The organism is Rhizobacter sp. LjRoot28 (assembly GCF_964253025.1).
Lineage (GTDB): Bacteria > Pseudomonadota > Gammaproteobacteria > Burkholderiales > Burkholderiaceae_C > Rhizobacter.
The window spans coordinates 2,528,778-2,544,149 of the sequence record NZ_CAXUQC020000001.1 but is presented as its reverse complement, the minus strand read 5'-3'; the positions used below and the strand labels follow the sequence as shown (position 1 = coordinate 2,544,149).

General features: G+C 68.2%; 12 protein-coding genes. 2 read left to right on the top strand and 10 right to left on the bottom strand.

Annotated features, from left to right (window positions below; translation table 11 throughout):
• Window positions 1–19: 19 nt before the first annotated feature.
• Window positions 20–1,981 carry an ABC-F family ATP-binding cassette domain-containing protein gene (locus ACSQ2F_RS11595; protein WP_436022881.1) on the bottom strand — a complete coding sequence of 654 codons (1,962 nt, stop codon included), beginning with the start codon at window positions 1,979–1,981 and terminating at the stop codon, window positions 20–22.
• Window positions 1,982–2,039: 58 nt separating this feature from the next.
• Here ACSQ2F_RS11595 and ACSQ2F_RS11590 point away from each other — a divergent pair, with 58 nt between their 5' ends.
• Window positions 2,040–3,275: a cystathionine gamma-synthase family protein gene (locus ACSQ2F_RS11590; RefSeq protein WP_436022879.1), complete on the top strand. Its 1,236-nt coding sequence runs from the start codon at window positions 2,040–2,042 to the stop codon at window positions 3,273–3,275.
• Between the two features lie 43 nt (window positions 3,276–3,318).
• On the opposite strand, the gene prmB is transcribed toward ACSQ2F_RS11590, so the two are convergent.
• From prmB to queF, 9 genes are all read right to left on the bottom strand, one after another.
• A complete protein-coding gene (prmB, locus tag ACSQ2F_RS11585; RefSeq protein ID WP_436022878.1) occupies window positions 3,319–4,203 on the bottom strand; it encodes a 50S ribosomal protein L3 N(5)-glutamine methyltransferase in 885 nt (294 codons plus the stop codon).
• Entirely contained in the window at window positions 4,200–5,345 is a 1,146-nt protein-coding gene (dapE, locus tag ACSQ2F_RS11580; RefSeq protein WP_436022876.1) for a succinyl-diaminopimelate desuccinylase, read from the bottom strand. Before dapE ends, prmB begins: the two co-directional genes overlap by 4 nt.
• Before the next feature lie 34 nt (window positions 5,346–5,379).
• On the bottom strand, window positions 5,380–6,579 hold the full coding sequence (locus ACSQ2F_RS11575) for a PilT/PilU family type 4a pilus ATPase (RefSeq protein WP_436022874.1): 1,200 nt from the start codon (window positions 6,577–6,579) through the stop codon (window positions 5,380–5,382).
• Between the two features lie 95 nt (window positions 6,580–6,674).
• Entirely contained in the window at window positions 6,675–7,496 is an 822-nt protein-coding gene (dapD, locus tag ACSQ2F_RS11570) for a 2,3,4,5-tetrahydropyridine-2,6-dicarboxylate N-succinyltransferase (protein ID WP_436022872.1), read from the bottom strand.
• 12 nt (window positions 7,497–7,508) lie between these two features.
• Window positions 7,509–8,702, bottom strand: a complete 1,194-nt coding sequence (gene dapC / locus ACSQ2F_RS11565; RefSeq protein ID WP_436022870.1) for a succinyldiaminopimelate transaminase — start codon at window positions 8,700–8,702, stop codon at window positions 7,509–7,511.
• A gap of 73 nt (window positions 8,703–8,775) precedes the next feature.
• Window positions 8,776–9,993: a glycerophosphodiester phosphodiesterase gene (locus ACSQ2F_RS11560; RefSeq protein ID WP_436022868.1), complete on the bottom strand. Its 1,218-nt coding sequence runs from the start codon at window positions 9,991–9,993 to the stop codon at window positions 8,776–8,778.
• Between the two features lie 62 nt (window positions 9,994–10,055).
• Window positions 10,056–10,508, bottom strand: coding sequence for an SET domain-containing protein (locus ACSQ2F_RS11555; protein WP_436022866.1), 453 nt, complete (start codon window positions 10,506–10,508; stop codon window positions 10,056–10,058).
• Window positions 10,498–11,055, bottom strand: a complete 558-nt coding sequence (locus tag ACSQ2F_RS11550) for an NADPH-dependent FMN reductase (RefSeq protein WP_436022864.1) — start codon at window positions 11,053–11,055, stop codon at window positions 10,498–10,500. Before ACSQ2F_RS11550 ends, ACSQ2F_RS11555 begins: the two co-directional genes overlap by 11 nt.
• A 111-nt stretch (window positions 11,056–11,166) precedes the next feature.
• Window positions 11,167–11,655, bottom strand: a complete 489-nt coding sequence (gene queF / locus ACSQ2F_RS11545; RefSeq protein WP_436022862.1) for a preQ(1) synthase — start codon at window positions 11,653–11,655, stop codon at window positions 11,167–11,169.
• A gap of 191 nt (window positions 11,656–11,846) precedes the next feature.
• Between queF and smc the strand changes: the two genes are divergently transcribed.
• Complete coding sequence (smc, locus tag ACSQ2F_RS11540) at window positions 11,847–15,362, top strand: chromosome segregation protein SMC (protein ID WP_436022860.1); 3,516 nt, start codon at window positions 11,847–11,849, stop codon at window positions 15,360–15,362.
• The last annotated feature ends 10 nt before the right edge of the window (window positions 15,363–15,372 follow it).

Here is a 15,372-nt window from a genome sequence, read left to right as displayed (position 1 = left end):
AAGTCGACCGGCCGTTCGTTCATCCCGCCGACAGCGCGTCGAGCGCCTCGGTGAGCTCCAGCCAGCGCGACTCGGCCGCCTGCGTCTCCGCTTCGATCTGCTTGAGTCGCTTGCCCTGCTCCACGCGTTGGGCCGGGCTCAGGTCCGGGCTTGCCGCGGCGGCCTCGATGTTGGCCTTTTCCGCACCCAGGGTCTCGATCCGGCGCTCGACGGTCGCGAGCTCCGTCTTCAACGGCTTGGCCTGCTCGGCCAGCTTCTGGCGCTGCTGGGCGTTGGCCTTGCGGTCTTCCTTGACGATCGGCGAGGGGGCCGCCGCCACCGCAGCCGCAGCGGAAGCCGCGGCCTTCTGAGCCTTGACCTTGGCGGAGCCCGCCTCGCGGGCGGCCTTGGCCATCTCGCGGGACGTGTCGAGCAACCACTTCTGGTAGTCGTCGAGGTCGCCGTCGAACGGCTTGACCGCGCCACCGCTCACCAGCCAGAACTCATCGCACACCTCACGCAGCAGGGCCCGGTCGTGGCTCACCAGCATGACGGTGCCCTCGAACTCGTTGAGCGCCATGCTGAGGGCTTCGCGGGTGGTGAGGTCCAGGTGGTTGGTCGGCTCGTCCATCAGCAGCAGGTTGGGGCGCTGCCACACGAGCATCGCCAGCACCAGCCGCGCCTTCTCACCGCCGCTGAGCGACCCCACCGCCTGCGTGACCATTTCGCCCACGAAGCGGAACGAGCCCAGGAAGTCGCGCAGCTCCTGTTCGCGTCCGGCCGGGCCGACGTCGCGCGCCAGGCGCACCATGTGCATCAGCGGGCCGTCGTCGAGCTGCAGCACGTCGAGCTCCTGCTGGGCGAAATAGCCGATCGACAGGCCCTTGCCCTCGGTGACTTCGCCGTGGATCAGCGGAATCTCCTTGGCGATGGTCTTCACGAGCGTCGACTTGCCCTGGCCGTTCGCGCCCAGGATGCCGATGCGCTGGCCGGCCAGCACCGACCGGTTGATGTGGCTCACGATGGGGATGCCGGCGTAGCCGCACGACACGTCGGAGAACGCCAGCATCGGGTTCGGCAGGCTCTGCGGTTCGCGGAACTCGAACTGGAAATCGCTGCTCGTGAGCACCGGCCCCAGCTTTTCCATGCGAGCCAGCGCCTTGACCCGGCTCTGCGCCTGCTTGGCCTTGCTTGCCTTGGCCTTGAACCGGTCGATGAACTTCTGCAGGTGCGCCATGCGCTCCTGCTGCTTGGCGAAGTTGGCCTGCGCCTGCATCAGCCGCTCGGCCCGCATCTCCTCGAACGCGGTGTAGTTGCCGGTGTAGCGGGTGAGCCGCGTCTCGTCCAGGTGCACCGTCACGCGGGTGATGGCGTCGAGGAACTCGCGGTCGTGGCTGATGACGATCATCGTGCCTTCGTAGCGCTGCAACCAGGCTTCCAGCCAGACCAGGGCGTCCAGGTCCAGGTGGTTGGTCGGTTCGTCGAGCAGCATCAGGTCGGCTGGGCACATCAGCGCGCGCGCCAGCTGAAGGCGCATGCGCCAGCCGCCGGAGAAGCTGTTCACCGGGTCGTCGACCTGGTCGATGCGAAAGCCGAGGCCCATCAGCAGCGCCTGGGCGCGAGGCCGCGCCTCGAAGCCCCCGGCCTCGCTGATCGCCTGGTGCGCTTCCGCCATGGCGTTGCCATCGTCCGCCGCTTCGGCGGCGGCCAGGGCGGCGTTCGCCTCCATCAGGCGGGTGTCGCCCTCGAGCACGAAGTCGGTCGCCGGCTGGTCGGTCTCGGGCATGGACTGCGCCACCTCGGCCATCCGCCAGCGAGGCGGCATGGCGACGTCGCCCCCGTCCGGTTGCAGGCGCCCCGTCAGCAGGGAAAAGAGCGACGACTTTCCAGCGCCGTTGCGGCCGACGAGGCCGACTTTTTCGCCGGGTTGCAGCGTGACGCTCGCGTCCTGCAGCACGATCTTCGTGCCACGGCGCAGCGTGATGTTCTTGAGGACAATCATGGTGAAATCAAATCGACAGGGCTCGATTCTGACCGACACACCGAATGAGGACATTCCGATGACGCTGGGACTGACGACCAGGCTGCTGCACGCCGACCATTTCAAGGGCGTCGAACACGGTGCGACGCACGAGCCGACGCACACGGCGGTGGCCTTCGGCTACGAGTCCGCCCGCGACCTCGCGGCCGTGTTCCAGGGCGATCGCAGCGGCCATGTCTACGGCCGCCAGGGCAACCCGACCTCGGCGGCGCTGGAGCGCAAGGTCTCGATGCTCGAGGGCGGTACCGGTACGGTGACCTTCGCGACCGGCATGGGTGCGATCGCCGCCGTGCTGCTCTCGTTGCTGCGCCGGGGCGACCATCTGGTGGCCAGTCGCTTTCTCTTCGGCAACACCAGCAGCCTGTTGCAGACGATCGAAAGCCTGGGCTGCGAGGTGACACTCGTCGACGCCACCGAGTCGGGGGCGGTGGCGGCCGCCATCGGGCCGCACACGCGCATGGTGTTCACGGAGACGGTGGCCAACCCGCGCACGCAGGTGGCCGACCTCGCCGGCATCGGCCGCCTGTGCGCAGAACGCGGCATCCTGTTCGTCGTCGACAACACCATGACGACGCCCTACCTGTTCCAGCCTGCCGCCGTGGACGCCGGGCTGGTGGTGAACTCGCTCACCAAGTCGATCAGCGGGCACGGCAACGTGCTGGGCGGTGCCGTCACCGACACCGGGCGCTTCGACTGGAGCCGGTACCCCAACATCCTGCCGCCGTACCGCAAGGGGCCTGCAGCGGGTTGGGGTCTGCTGCAGGTCCGCAAGAAGGGGCTGCGCGACATGGGCGCCACGCTGAGCGGCGAAGCCGCGCACCGCATCTCGACAGGGGCGGAGACGCTCGCCCTGCGCATGGACCGCGCCTGCGACAACGCACTGCGCCTGGCCACCTGGTTGTCGGCGCAACCTGGCGTGGTGCAAGTGCATTACCCCGGCCTCGAGGCACATCCACAGCACGCGCGGGCGCGTGAACTGTTCCGGCAGTTCGGCGCCCTCATGAGCTTCGAGCTGGAGGACCGGCGTGATCCGTTCGCGTTCCTCGATGCGCTCAAGGTGGTCATCAAGTCGAGCCACCTCGGAGACAACCGCACGCTCGCCATTCCGGTGGCCCACACCATCTTCTTCGAGATGGGGCGGGAGCGGCGCGAAGCCATGGGCATCGCCGAATCGCTGATCCGCCTGTCCATCGGCATCGAGGACTACGCCGACCTGCAAGACGATTTCGCCGTGGCGCTGGCCGCCACTGCCTGAGGGCTCGGGCGTGGCCGGCCCGGTCGCGGGGGGCGGGCCTGGCTCAGCGCATCCCGCGCAGCAGACCTTCGCGGGTGACGAGCAGCACCTGGTCGGCGCCAGCGCTGGCCTCGAGCCATGCCACCTCGAGCCGCGGGAACGCTGCCTCGAAGTGCTCGCGCTCGTTGCCGATCTCGAGCACCAGCACCGCGTCGCGGGTCATGTAGCCGGGCGCATCCTTCAGGATGCGGCGCACGAGCCCCATGCCGTCGTCACCTCCGGCCAAGGCCAGCTCCGGCTCGTGGCGGTATTCCGCGGGCAACTGCGCCATGCTGTCGGCGTTCACGTAGGGCGGGTTGCAGACGATCAGGTCGTAGGGGCCGCGCACATTGGCGAAGAGGTCCGACTTGAAGAGTGTGATCCGCTTGGTCAGCTTGTGCTGCTCCACGTTGATGCGGGCCACGGCCAGGGCCTCGTCGGAGACGTCGGAGGCATCGACGGTGATCTCCGGATAGGCCATGGCGGCGATCACGGCCAGGCTGCCATTGCCGGTGCACAGGTCGAGCACGCTGTGGGTCTTGTCGGACAGCCATGCGTCGAGCGTGCCGTCGCCTTCGCCGTCGGCCAGCAGTTCCGCGATGAAGCTGCGCGGAATGATGGTGCGCTGGTCCACATAGAAGGGGACGTTCTGCAACCAGGCCTGCTGGGTGAGGTAGGCGGCCGGCAGGCGGGTGTCGATGCGGCGGGTGATGAGGTCATCCGCCTTGGTGAACTCGGCAGGGGTGATGGCACGTTGCGCCTGCGTCTCGAGCGCGTCCAGCGGCATGCCCAGCACCCACGTGACGAGCCAGGCCGCCTCGTCGAAGGCGTTGGTCGTACCGTGCCCAAACGAAACGCCCGCCTCTTTCAGGCGGGCGCTTTGCGCGGTGATGAATTCGATCAGGGTCATGACAACAGGTTCTCCAGGGTCCGCCGGTAGATGTTCTTCAGCGGCTCGATGCTTGAGACGTCGACGTTCTCGTCGATCTTGTGGATGGTTTCGTTGAGCGGGCCGAACTCGACCACCTGGCGGCAGATCTTGGCGATGAAGCGGCCGTCGGAGGTGCCGCCCGTGGTGGACAGCTCAGGGGTGAACCCCGTCTCGTGGCGAATGGCTTCGGTGAGCGCCTCGCTCAGTTCGCCGACCGGCGTGAGGAAGGGCTCGCCACTCAGTGACCAGGTGATGTCGTGCTCCAGGTGGTGCTTGTCCAGCACGGCGCGCACGCGGGCCTTGAGCGAGTCCGGGGTCGATTCGGTCGAGAAGCGGAAGTTGAAGTCCACCACCAGCTCGCCCGGAATCACGTTGGTTGCGCCGGTGCCGGCGTGGATGTTGGAGCACTGCCAGCTGGTGGCCGGGAAGTAGGTGTTGCCGGCATCCCAGTCGAGGGCGGCCAGTTCGGCCAGGGCCGGCGCCGCGAGGTGGATCGGGTTGCGTGCGAGCTGCGGGTAGGCGATGTGACCCTGCACGCCCTTGATGGTCAGCTTGCCCGACAGGGAGCCGCGCCGACCGTTCTTGATGACGTCGCCGAGGGTGTGCACCGAGGTCGGCTCGCCGACGATGCAGTAGTCGATCTGCTCATTGCGCTCGCGCAGCAGTTCAACGAGCTTCACCGTGCCGTCGACGGCCGGGCCTTCCTCATCGCTGGTCAGCAGGAATGCGATGCTCCCGCAGGTGTCCCCGTGCGCGGCGACGAACTCCTCCACGGCCACCACCATGGCAGCAATGGACGTCTTCATGTCGGCGGCACCGCGCCCGAAGAGCTTGCCCTCGCGGTGCGTGGGCACGAAGGGGTCGCTCGTCCATTGGGCCAGCGGGCCGGTGGGCACGACATCGGTGTGGCCGGCGAACACCAGCAGCTTCTTGCCCGGCTGGCCGCGTCGCAGCGCCCAGAGGTTGGTCACACGGAACGACGCCGGGCCGCTCTCGATCGTCTCGCAGTGGAAGCCGAGCGGGCGGAGGCGGTCCGCGATCAGCGCCTGGCAGCCGCCGTCCTCCGGCGTGACGGACGGGCAGGCGAGCAGGGCTTCGGTGAGTTCGAGCGTGGCGGACATGCGGCGGTGCAAAGAGAGGCGATCGGGGGAAGGCTCAGAAGCGCGAGGCGAAGCTGCTCGAACGGCCGTCGTCCCCCGGCACGTCCAGGGTGATCTCGGTGAAGGTGGGCTGGTCGGCGTCCGGCTCTTCCTTCTTGGGGGCCAGACGGGAGACGGGCTCCATGTCGTTGGCGAGGCGCCACATCAGGTTGGTGGGCGAATCGGCATAGGCCAGGCCCTCGTCGCGGGTGATGAAGCCCTCGGTGATCATGCGGGCGAGTTCGGCCTCGAAGGTCTGCGAGCCTTCCGCCAGGGACTTCTCCATGGCCTCCTTCACGCCGTTGAAGTCGCCCTGCTCGATGAACTCGGACACCAGCTTGTTGTTGAGCAGCACCTCCACCGCCGGCATGCGGCCGCCGGCCGATGCGCGGATGAGCCGCTGCGAGACGATGGCGCGCAGGCCCGAGGCCAGGTCGGCCAGCAGGGCAGGGCGGGACTCCGGCGTGTAGAACGACAGGATCCGGCCGAGGGCGTGGTAGCTGTTGTTCGCGTGCAGGGTCGACACCACCAGGTGGCCCGACAGCGAGTACGAGATCGCGGCCGTCATGGTCTCGCGATCACGGATTTCGCCGATGTAGATGCAGTCGGGTGCCTGGCGCAGCGCGTTCTTCAGGGCCACCTGCAGCGACTGGGTGTCGCGGCCCACCTCGCGCTGGTTCACCATCGAGCGCTTGTTGGTGAACATGAACTCGATCGGGTCCTCGATGGTGAGGATGTGGCCGGCGATCTGCTGGTTGCGCTGCTCGAGCATGGCGGCGAGCGTCGTGCTCTTGCCGGTACCCGTGGCGCCCACGAGGAGAATGAGCCCGCGCTTCTCGAGCACCAGGGTGTTGAGAATGGGCGGCAGGTTCAGGCTGCCCAGCGCCGGAATGTCGTGCGGGATGTGGCGGAACACGGCGGCGATCGAGCCGCGCTGGCGGAAGGCGCTGAGCCGGAAGCTGCCGACACCGGAGATGCCGATGCCGACGTTCAGCTCGCCCGTGTCTTCCAGGTCCTCGAGCTGGCTCGGCGTCAGCAGCTCGGCCAGAAGCTGGCGGGGCTGCGATGGCGTGAGCGGTTGGTCGCTCAGCTGCAGGATCTGCCCGTTGATCTTGATCAGGATCGGGGTGTTGGCCGAGAGGTACACGTCGGATGCGTGCTTGTCCGCCATCAGCCGGAGCACCCGCTCCATGTTGCCGCCATTGCTCGATGCCATCGTGTCCTCTTGTTCAGGCTCGTCAGATCCCCGTGCCGGCGGCACGGGGCGTCATGTGAGGGCGGCGCCGTTCCCCATGGCCGGCGCCCCCTGCATCAGCTGCGCAGCAGGTCGTTGATGCTCGTCTTGGCGCGGGTCTGCGCATCGACGCGCTTGACGATCACCGCGCAGTACAGACTGTACTTGCCATCGGCGCTCGGCAGGCTGCCGCTCACCACCACCGAACCGGCCGGAACCCGGCCATAAGTCACTTCACCGGTGGCGCGGTCGTAGATCTTGGTGCTCTGGCCGATGAACACGCCCATGGAGATGACCGAGTTCTCTTCGACGATCACGCCCTCCACGACCTCGGAACGCGCGCCGATGAAGCAGTTGTCCTCGATGATGGTCGGGTTGGCCTGCAGGGGCTCCAGCACGCCGCCGATGCCCACGCCACCCGACAGGTGCACGTTCTTGCCGATCTGGGCGCAGGAGCCGACGGTGGCCCAGGTGTCCACCATGGTGCCCTCGTCGACGTAGGCGCCGATGTTCACGTACGACGGCATCAGCACCACGTTCCTGGCCACGTAGGCGCCGTGGCGGGCCACGGCCGGCGGCACGATGCGCACGCCGGTGGCGCGGATCTCGGCCTCGTCCAGGTCGGCGAACTTCGGGCGGACCTTGTCGAAGAAGTTGAGGCCGCCCGACTGGATCAGCTTGTTGTCGTTCAAGCGGAACGACAGCAGCACGGCCTTCTTCACCCACTGGTTCACCGTCCACTGGCCCACGCCCTGGCGCTCGGCAACGCGCAGCCGGCCGGCGTTCAGGTCGTTGATGACGGTGTCGACCGCCTCGCGCACTTCCGGGCTGTTGTCGGCAGTGATGGAGGTGCGCGCCTCCCAGGCGAGTTCGATGGTGGATTGGAGCTGTTGGGTCATGGTGGACGCTGTTCAGTGGGCGAGGGATCGGGTGAAGGCCGCCAGGCGATGGGCGGCTTCCAGGCATTCTTCGGCTTCGGCAACCAGCGCGAGCCGGATGCGGCCGGCACCGGGGTTGATGCCGTGGGCTTCTCGGGCCAGCAGGCTGCCCGGCAGCACGGCCACATTGTATTGAGCCAGGAGTTGGCGCGCGAACTCGATGTCGTCCCCCGGCACACCGGCCCAGAGATAGAAGCCGGCGTCCGGCAGGGCGACGTCCAGTACCTCGGCCAGCACCGGCGTGACCTGCGCGAACTTGCGCCGGTACTGCTCCCGGTTGTCGACGACATGCGCTTCGTCGTTCCAGGCGGCGATGCTGGCGTGCTGGACGGCCGGGCCCATGGCGCTGCCGTGGTAGGTGCGGTAGAGCAGGAACTGCTTGATGAGTTCGGCATCGCCCGCGACGAAGCCGGAGCGCATGCCCGGCACGTTGGAGCGCTTGGACAGGCTGGTGAACGCGATGAGGCGGCGGAAGTCCGGCCGGCCGAGCTGGGTGGCCGCTTCGAGCGAACCGAGCGGCGGTTCCTCGCGGAAGTAGATTTCGGAATAGCACTCGTCCGAGGCGATCACGAAGCCGAAGCGGTCGCTCAGCTCGAACAGGCGGCGCCATTCGTCGAGGGGCATGACGGCGCCCGTGGGGTTGCCGGGCGAGCAGACGTACAGCAACTGGGTGCGGGCCCACACCTCATCGGGCACGGTGTCCCAGTCCGGGGCGAAGTTGCGGGCCGGGTTGCTGTTGACGTAGTGCGTCGACGCGCCTGCCAGCAGGGCTGCGCCCTCGTAGATCTGGTAGAACGGATTGGGGCACACCACCGTGGCGCCCGGCTTCGACGGATCGATCACCGTCTGGGCCAGGGCGAACAAGGCCTCGCGCGAGCCGTTGACCGGCAGCACCTGGGTGGCAGGGTCCACCGCCACACCGTAGCGGCGGTGAATCCACCCGGCCATGGCCTCCCGCAGCGCGGGTTCCCCCGCGGTGCCGGGGTAGGCGGCCAGGCCGCCCAGACCTGCCACCAGCGCGTCCTTGATGAGCTGCGGCGTGGCGTGCTTGGGCTCGCCGATGCCCAGGCTGATCGGCCGGTGGGCCGGGCTTGGCGTGATGTCGCGCGTGAGCGCGCGCAGCCGCTCGAAGGGGTAGGGATGCAGGCGGGTCAGCAGCGGATTCATCCCCCGATTATCCAGCCTGCGAGCGTCTCCGGACGGGCGGCCTCCCACCTCCTGCGAGGGGGCTGCGCGCCGCTCAGTCGCAACGCCAGTGCCGCGGCGCCTGGCCGGTGTAGCAGTCGGCGTAGTCCGGGTCGGTCTTCAGGCGGTGCAGCACGCGCGCGGCGACGGCGGTGTCCGGAAAGTCCGAGAACACGCCGTCGATGCCGAGGGCGAAATACTGCAGGTACTCGTTCACCGGGTTGCCGGCATAGTCGCTCGGCAGGCGCGAGGCCTCGTTGCGGAAGGTGTAGGCGTGCACCAGCAGGCCCGCCTTGTGAGCCCGGGCGATCAGGTCGGTGGGTGGCGCCAGCTTCAGGCGCGCTTCGCCCGGCCCGGTGCCGTTGGGGTCAGCGATGGTGCTCACGATGTAGCGTTTCCAGGGGCCGATGCCGTCGGCATAGCTGCGAACCTCGCGCAGGCCGGCGTCGGTCGTGAGGTAGGCGAAGGTCCGGGCCAGCAGCGCGGGGTCGCCCGAGGCGGTCCAGTCGTAGGGGCGATCGTAGGGCGCGGTGAAGTCGAGGGAGCCGTCCGGCTTCACGTCGTTCGCATCGATCAGCTGCACGAGCTTCACTCGGGTCATGCGGCGCAGCTGCTTGAGGTTCGCCTGCTCGAACGACTGGATGAACACCGGCGCTTCGCGGTAGTTCCAGCCTGCGCGGTTGAGGGCGGCCAGCAGCCGGGGCTCGAGCGCGAGGCCCAGCTTCTGGTGATACGTCGGGTGCTTGGTCTCGATGTAGACGCCGACGGTGCGACCGGCTTCACGGCCGCGGCGCTTGGCCAGGGCAATGACTTCGTCGAGCGTCGGCACGCTGAACTGCCCGTTGAAGGCCTGCGGCCGGTCGCCGAACGCCTGGCGGGCGCGCAGCGAGCGAATCTCGGCGAGGGTGAAGTCCGAGGCGAAAAAGCCCTCTTCGGTGGCCCCATCGACCACCGCGGTGCGGCGACGGCTCGCGAACTCGGGGCGGCTCGCCACGTCGGTGGTGTTGGTGATGTTGGGCTCGTGCCGGGCGATCAGGTGGCCGTCGCGGGTGGCGACGACGTCGGGCTCGATGAAGTCGGCGCCCAGTTCGATCGCGAGCGCATAGCTCTCGAGCGTGTGCTCGGGCAGGTAGCCGCTGGCACCCCGGTGGCCGATCACGAGCGGCGCGTCAGCGCGGTCGTGGCCGTGACGGTGCGGCTCGTGGGCCGAAGCCGCCAGCCCCGTGAGGGCCAGCGTGCAGGCGAGGGCCAGGCCGGGCAAGGAAAGGCGCATGGGTCGTTCTCCTGTTGAAACCGGGGACCGTAAGCGCCCGTGGTGACGCCATCGTGACGCTGTCAGAGCCGGCCGACGCAGCCCGGTGCTCCGCAGCGGCAGGCGAGCCGGCCCTCGTGATGGGTCTCGCCGTAGTTGACCGTGATCTCCTCGCCCGGCGCGATGGCTCGCAGCGAATAGAACTCGACCCGGCCGCGCACCACGCTCAATCGGGCATTGGCGGCACAGGAGTGGTTGGTGTAGCGCATCGGGTCGGTGGACTTGTGGAAATCGATCGCATGTTCCGCGGACGTCTCGACGATCATGACCCGCTCATGTCGGGTGGCGCGGATGCGCGCTTCGATCACGCTGATCGACTCGCCCCGGATCTCGCCGATCTTGCGCCAGCGCGGAATGGGCTCCAGGGCAAACACGCCCTGGCCGTCGATGGCGCTGGGCCGCACGGCGACGTCGAACTTCTGGTAGGCCGGGCGGGCCGGCGGGGCGTCCGCCGAGGGGGCGATGTCAGTGGGCAAGGTTGCTTTCGATCCAGCCGGCGAACCGGTTCAGCAGCTGGGTGAGGAACTGTCGGGTGCTGTCGTTGGCCAGCTTGCCGGCGTCGTCGAACAAGGTGTGGGCGCTGCCGATGTAGGCCTCGTGCGGCAGCATGGGCACGTTCAGGAAGACGAAGGACTGGCGCAGCGCATGGTTGGCACCGAAGCCGCCGATGCCGCCGGGCGAGGCTGTCACGACGGCGCCGGGCTTGCCGTTCCAGGCGCTCTTGCCGTAGGGGCGCGACGCCACGTCGATCGCGTTCTTCAGGACGCCGGGCACCGAACGGTTGTACTCGGGGGTGACGAAGAGGACCGCATCAGCCGCCTCGATGGCCGACTTGAAGGCCGTCACGGCCGGGGGCGGAGAGGCTTCCCAGTCCTCGTTGAAGTGCGGCAGCTCGCCGATCTCGACAATGGACAGCTTCAGCGAAGGCGGCGCGAGTTCGGCCATGGCCAGCGCGAGCTTGCGGTTGACCGAGGCCTTGCGGAGGCTGCCGACGATGACAGCGACATTGCGGGGGGTGGCCATGGGGGTCCTTTCGGGGAAGTGGGGGCTGGGGCGCACATCCTCCGTCAAGCTTGCCCAACCCGCAATGCCTTCGCCCGAGGGCGAGTGGCGCGGCGGGTTTTTGCCGGTCGCTCAGGCGAGGCCGGTGGCCGCGGCGTGCGCAGGCATGACGACCACCGGCTCGGGCTTCCAGCCCTTCTTGCGGTGCTCGGCCACCACGTTGGTGTAGATGCCGCCGCGCACGTACCACTTGGCGGTGATCCGCACGAAGCGCGGGTCGGTGGCGCGGACGATGTCGTCGAGGATGTCGTTGGTCACCTTTTCGTGAAAGGCCCCTTCGTGGCGGTAGCTCCACATGTACATCTTGAGGCTCTTGAGCTCGATGCAGAGCTTGTCCGCGATCATGTCGATCGTGAAGTGGGCGAAGTCGGGCTGGCCGGTGAGCGGGCAGTGGCAGGTGAACTCGGGCACCTGGAACTGGATGGCGTAGTCGCGCTTGGGGCTCGGGTTGGGAAACACGTCGAGCTGCTTGCTCGGGGCGCTCGGCGCTTTCGCGGGCTTCGCGCGCTCCCCCACCGCCGTGACGGGCTTGGAGGTGGGCGGGGCGACTTTGGAGGACATCTTGGCCATGACGGTCTGGTGGGCAGGAGGTGGGCCGAGGCGTTTCGGCAGAGAGGGGCGATGGTATCATCGCGCCTCGCCGAAGGCTCGCCAAGAGGCGATATTTGATAGAAGAATCAAGTACTTAGGCGCATCCGCCAGCGCCTCGCACGGCACGCGGCCACCACTCCGTCAGGGCACGATTCCTTTCCATGCGTCTGAACTCCATCAAGCTGTCCGGCTTCAAGTCGTTTGCCGAGCCCACGCACTTCCAGTTGCCGGGGCAGTTGGTGGGGGTGGTAGGCCCGAACGGCTGCGGCAAGTCCAACATCATGGATGCCGTGCGCTGGGTGCTCGGGGAATCGAAGGCCAGCGAGCTGCGGGGCGAGTCCATGCAGGACGTGATCTTCAGCGGCTCGGGCAACCGCAAGGCGGCCAGCCGCGCCAGCGTCGAACTGGTCTTCAGCAATGAGGATGCGCGCGCCGGCGGCCAGTGGAACCAGTTCACCGAGATCGCCGTGCGACGGGTGCTCACCCGTGACGGCACCAGCAGCTACTTCATCAACAACCAGCCGGTGCGGCGCCGTGACGTGCAGGACGTGTTCCTCGGCACCGGCCTCGGCCCGCGTGCCTACGCCATCATCGGCCAGGGCACCATCAGCCGCATCATCGAGAGCAAGCCGGAGGAACTGCGGCTCTTCCTCGAGGAGGCGGCCGGGGTGTCCAAGTACAAGGAACGGCGCCGCGAGACCGAGAACCGCCTGAAGGACACGCGGGAGAACCTCACCCGCGTGGAAGACATCCTGCGGGAGCTGAACGCCAACCTCGACAAGCTCGAGAAGCAGGCCGAGGTCGCCACCCGCTACCGCGGCCTGCAGGAGGCCGGCACGCTCAAGCTCCACCAGCTCTGGTTCCTCAAGCACCGCGATGCAGCGAGCGAGCAGGAGCGTGTGCGCCGCGATGTGCTGGAGGCCACCAACGCCCTGGAGGCCCGCGTGGCCGAGCTGCGGCACGGGGAGGCCGAACTCGAGACGGTTCGCCAGGCGCACTACGCGGCGAGTGACGAGCTTCACACGGCGCAAGGCTCGCTGGCTGAGGCGGCTCTGGAGGTAAGTCGCCTCGAGGAACGCATTCGCTATGTGGTGGAAGGCCGCCAGCGGGTCGAGCAACGGCTGGTCGAGCTGAAGGTGCAGAACGAGACCTGGGCGGAGCGCCAGGCCCAGGCCCAGGACGAACTCGAGACCATCGCCGAACAGATCGCCGCGGCCGAGGAGCAGAGTGAAGTGCTCGCGGCCCAGGCCGAGGAACAGGCAGGCAACCTGCCCGGTGTGGAAGATGCGCTGCGCGCCGCGCAGTCGCGCAGCAATGAGCAACGCACGGCGGTGGCGGCCGTGCAGCAGCAGATCCAGGTCCTGGCCGCGGAAAGCCGCAGCCTCGACGACCAGAACCGGCAGTTCCAGCAGCGCCGCGACCGACTCGACGCCGAACGCCGTCAGCTCGCCGTGCCCGACCTCGACCGCCTGGGCGACCTGCGCGCGCAGTTCGGCGTTGCCGAGGAGGCGCAGGCGGTGGCCGACGAGCGCCTGCACGAGCTGACCGAACAGGTGCCCACACTTGACGAGGATCGCCGCGCCAGGCAGGAGCAGGTGAATGCCGACACGGGCAAGCAGGCCGACCTCAGCGCGCGGCTCGACGCCCTGCGCGCACTGCAGGAGAAGGTGCAGACCGAAGGCAAGCTCAAACCGTGGCTGGCGCGCCATGGCCTCGACGGTTTGCAGGGTCTCTGGACGCGGATCCACATCGAGAACGGCTGGGAGACGGCGCTCGAAGCCTCGCTGCGCGAGCGACTGAGCGCGCTCGAGGTCGGCCGCCTCGAGACGGTGCGCGCCTTCGCGCTCGACGCTCCGCCGGCCAAGCTGGCCTTCTACAGCCCGCCCCAGGCGGCGATCGCCAACACCCACCAGACCCTGCCGCGCCTCTCCGACCTGCTGCGCCTGGGAGACGCCGGGCTGAAGGCGCTGCTCAACGACTGGCTGGAGGGCGTCTACACCGCGGCCAGCATCGAGGACGCCCTGGCCGCGCGCGACAAGCTGACGCACGGCGAGATGATCATGACCCGGGAAGGGCATGCGGTCTCCCAGTTCTCGGTGTCGTTCTACGCGCCCGACTCGGAGCAGGCCGGCATGCTGGCGCGTGCGCAGGAAATCGAGAACCTCGAGCGCCAGCTGCGGGCCCAGACGCTGATCGCCGAGGAGTCGCGCGGCGGCCTGGTGCGGGCCGAGGCCGCTTACACCGACGCCTCGCAGCGCCTGGTGACGGCGCGTCGCGATGCGGCAGAAGCCCAGACGCGCACTCACCAGCTGCAGGTCGAGCTCTTGCGCCTGTCCCAGCTGGCCGAGCAGACCAGCGCCCGTCGGGGCCAGCTCGACGAGGAACTCGCCGAGATCGACGCGCAGATCGAGGAGCTCAACGAGCGTCGTGCCACGGGGGAGGCCCGCTTCGAGGAGCTCGACATGCAGCTGGCCACCACCCAGGAACGCCACGCCGAGCTGGAAGAAGCCGTGATCGCCGCGGAACGCCGCCTGGCCGACGCCCGCGAGCAGCTGCGCTCCCTGGAGCGCCAAGCCCAGGAGGCCCAGTTCGCCTCCCGCGCCCTGGCCGCTCGCCGGGGCGAGTTGCAGCGCAGCCTGGAGACGGCCGCCCAGCAGGTGCAGGGCAATGCCCAGTCCGAAGCACAGCTGCGCGAGGAGCTCGGCCGCCTGACCGATGCGTCGGCACAGGTGGGACTCGAAGCCGCGCTGTCATTGCGCCTTGAGCGCGAGTCGGCCCTGGCCGCCAAGCGCAGCGAATACGACGACCTGACGCTGCGGCTGCGCCGGCTCGACGAGCAGCGTCTGTCGCACGAGCAGAGCCTGCAGCCGCTGCGCGACCGCATCACCAAGCTCCAGCTCGAAGAGCAGGCCGCCCAGCTCGGTGGCGCCCAGTTCATGGAGCAGCTGGTCGCAGCGGGCGTGGACCTGGATGCCCTGGCCATCAACATCGCCGACAACGGCGTGAAGCTGTACGGCCTGCAAGGTGAGATCGATCGGATCAACCGGGAGATCATGGCGCTTGGCGCCGTCAACCTGGCCGCGCTCGACGAACTCACGTCGTCGAGGGAGCGCAAGACCTTCCTCGATGCCCAGAACGCCGACTTGACCGAAGCCATCAACACGCTCGAAAGCGCCATCCACCGCATCGACCTGGAAACGCGCGACCTGCTGATGAGCACCTTCAACCAGGTGAACGACGGCTTCGGTCGCATGTTCCCGAGCCTTTTCGGCGGGGGCAACGCCAAGCTCATCATGACGGGCGACGAGATCCTGGACGCCGGGGTGCAAGTCATGGCGCAACCGCCCGGCAAGAAGAACAGCACCATCCACCTGCTGTCGGGTGGCGAGAAGGCCCTGACCGCCATCGCCCTGGTCTTCGCGATCTTCCAGCTCAACCCGGCGCCGTTCTGCCTGCTCGACGAGGTGGATGCCCCGTTGGACGATGCGAACACGGAACGCTATGCCAAGCTGGTGAAGACCATGTCGTCGGGCACGCAATTCCTCTTCATCAGCCACAACAAGATCGCGATGGAGATGGCCGAGCAGCTGATCGGCGTCACGATGCAGGAGCAGGGTGTCTCGCGCATCGTCGCCGTCGACATGGAAGCTGCCGTCGGCATGGTCCAGGCAGCTTGAGGAAACCGGA

Bases quoted from the DNA above. Each gene is read 5' to 3' on its own strand.
- ACSQ2F_RS11595 (WP_436022881.1), bottom strand. From the start codon at position 1,981: ATGATTGTCCTCAAGAACATCACGCTGCGCCGTGGCACGAAGATCGTG.
- ACSQ2F_RS11590 (WP_436022879.1), top strand. From the start codon at position 2,040: ATGACGCTGGGACTGACGACCAGGCTGCTGCACGCCGACCATTTCAAG.
- prmB (WP_436022878.1), bottom strand. From the start codon at position 4,203: ATGACCCTGATCGAATTCATCACCGCGCAAAGCGCCCGCCTGAAAGAG.
- dapE (WP_436022876.1), bottom strand. From the start codon at position 5,345: ATGTCCGCCACGCTCGAACTCACCGAAGCCCTGCTCGCCTGCCCGTCC.
- ACSQ2F_RS11575 (WP_436022874.1), bottom strand. From the start codon at position 6,579: ATGGCATCGAGCAATGGCGGCAACATGGAGCGGGTGCTCCGGCTGATG.
- dapD (WP_436022872.1), bottom strand. From the start codon at position 7,496: ATGACCCAACAGCTCCAATCCACCATCGAACTCGCCTGGGAGGCGCGC.
- dapC (WP_436022870.1), bottom strand. From the start codon at position 8,702: ATGAATCCGCTGCTGACCCGCCTGCATCCCTACCCCTTCGAGCGGCTG.
- ACSQ2F_RS11560 (WP_436022868.1), bottom strand. From the start codon at position 9,993: ATGCGCCTTTCCTTGCCCGGCCTGGCCCTCGCCTGCACGCTGGCCCTC.
- ACSQ2F_RS11550 (WP_436022864.1), bottom strand. From the start codon at position 11,055: ATGGCCACCCCCCGCAATGTCGCTGTCATCGTCGGCAGCCTCCGCAAG.
- queF (WP_436022862.1), bottom strand. From the start codon at position 11,655: ATGTCCTCCAAAGTCGCCCCGCCCACCTCCAAGCCCGTCACGGCGGTG.
- smc (WP_436022860.1), top strand. From the start codon at position 11,847: ATGCGTCTGAACTCCATCAAGCTGTCCGGCTTCAAGTCGTTTGCCGAG.